Origin of the sequence: Microcoleus pseudofavosus SVA1_A4, assembly GCF_036700565.1 — a bacterium.
In the GTDB taxonomy this organism is placed as follows: domain Bacteria; phylum Cyanobacteriota; class Cyanobacteriia; order Cyanobacteriales; family Microcoleaceae; genus Microcoleus.
This window is the reverse complement of sequence record NZ_JAUBPE010000180.1, coordinates 1-1,726: the sequence shown is the minus strand read 5'-3', so window position 1 is coordinate 1,726 and position 1,726 is coordinate 1. Positions and strand designations below refer to the sequence as shown.

The 1,726-nt window shown below is 39.1% G+C and carries 2 protein-coding genes and 1 pseudogene; 2 read left to right on the top strand and 1 reads right to left on the bottom strand.

Annotated features, from left to right (window positions below; genetic code table 11):
* The first annotated feature begins 344 nt into the window (after window positions 1-344).
* Window positions 345-611 carry a DUF4926 domain-containing protein gene (locus tag QUA02_RS33305; protein ID WP_333034003.1) on the top strand — a complete coding sequence of 89 codons (267 nt, stop codon included), beginning with the start codon at window positions 345-347 and terminating at the stop codon, window positions 609-611.
* 49 nt (window positions 612-660) lie between these two features.
* On the opposite strand, the gene QUA02_RS33300 is transcribed toward QUA02_RS33305, so the two are convergent.
* Window positions 661-1,278, bottom strand: coding sequence for a Uma2 family endonuclease (locus QUA02_RS33300; RefSeq protein WP_333034002.1), 618 nt, complete (start codon window positions 1,276-1,278; stop codon window positions 661-663).
* A gap of 185 nt (window positions 1,279-1,463) precedes the next feature.
* On the opposite strand from QUA02_RS33300, the pseudogene QUA02_RS33295 reads away from it, so the two are divergent.
* Window positions 1,464-1,669 (top strand): annotated as a pseudogene (locus QUA02_RS33295) (ISKra4 family transposase); the annotation flags it as partial.
* Window positions 1,670-1,726: the final 57 nt, after the last annotated feature.

Below are 1,726 nucleotides of genomic sequence, written 5' to 3'. Positions count from 1 at the left end.
GTGATTCGCTACCGCTTCATTTTCTACTTGGGGACGATTTTTTTTCTTTGCATGATCTCGGTTGATTCGTTTTTTGCGAGTCATAACTGGTTCAATTATGGCTAAACTGCTTGCCCGGTAAAGGTTTCATCCTATTTTACCTTTTTTTGTCTACCCCCTTGACAATTTGCACTTTTTCTTAACTTGTCACAAATGGGTTGAGTACGATTGTCGGATTATTTATAGTCTCGATCGGGATAGTGAAACAGCAGAAGAGTTGATTATATTGATTGATATTGGAACGCATGATGAAGTTTATTAGAGAGCAATTACTTGATACTGACAAGTCATAGGAGGGCTAAACAATGACAACAGCAACATTATTTCAGTGGGTAAAACTCAAGCAAGATGTTCCTAATACTCCAGTAAAAAAAGGGGACACGGGAGTGGTATTAGACCATCTCCATCCAACCAGAAAGCAGCCAGAATCTGGATATACTTTAGAAGTCTTTAAAGATGGTGAAACTTTAGATGTGATTGCTGTACCTATTTCTTGGGTGACCCCGCTACCTGAAATTTGGGGAGATTCTCAATACAGCTCAACAGACATTCAAGAGAAGAGTTTGCATTAAAATAGGAGGAGAAACGCGAGATCCCTTTTCAAACGAAGTACGATCGCCCTCACACCTCATTTTGACTATCTTCTTGCTCAACTTGCTCAAAATTCACTTGTTCGTAAACATCAGATAGAGGAACTTCAAGCTCGAAGGAATTAAACACTAAAGCCGTATCTTCCTCGTCATACTCGCAATACAACCATCTTTTATTCTCGGTTTTAGAATACTGCTCGACCTTAATTTTTGTTTGATCGATCGTAATGTATTCTCGAAAAGAAGGAAGAGTTTTGTAAAATGTAAACTTGTCAGCTCGATCGTAGTTTTTAGTAGACTTTGATAAAACTTCCACAATAACTTGAGGGTTGGTAATCGTGTCTGTGCGATTGTTGCGGTACTCAGGTAGCCCAAAAATTACCATTACATCTGGATAAGTGTACAGTCGCACTTTTGGTATCCACAGACGCACGTCACCGATGAAGATGCGGTAATTCCGTTTTTTGAGAGCAAGAGTCAAAGCAATGTACAAATTGCCAGCGATTTGATTGTGATTGGTAGATCCGCCTGTCATAGGAATAATTTCCCCGTCGAGATATTCGCTTTTGTACTCTGCTGTTTCTTCCAGTGCTAAATATTGCTCCTCTGTGCAGTAATCTTTCTCGGTTGTTTGCAAAGTGCCTGTCATCTCGATCTTCTCCCACAATGATGTTGAACAAATATTTCTTTTGAGTGCGATCGCTCACTTAAATGATAACCCGCATTTCCAAAAAAGCGATCGCCCTTGGGTGCATCTCACTTTTGCAAATATGTCAAAAAAGGGTTAAAATGAAAAAGCTAGTAAAATCGTAAAATAAAGATGAGGTAAATAAAATGACACCCTCAGACCAACAACAGCTAAAAGCCCACTTAAAAGCGGCAGCAGAAATTCTTTACAGAAATACAGCTCCAACCGAGTTAAAAAGTTTTGAAAGTATAGAAAATTCAGTCCGTCAGAAAATGTTAGAAGAAGTGGGTCCAGAACTAGGTAGCTTTTTTTTTCCGCAGTATCAGGAATTCGTAAGGATTCAGGTGAAAAATAGTGAGAGTGAGAGCCGAGAAATATGGTAATGTAGTCAGATGAGCGAAAAATCAGA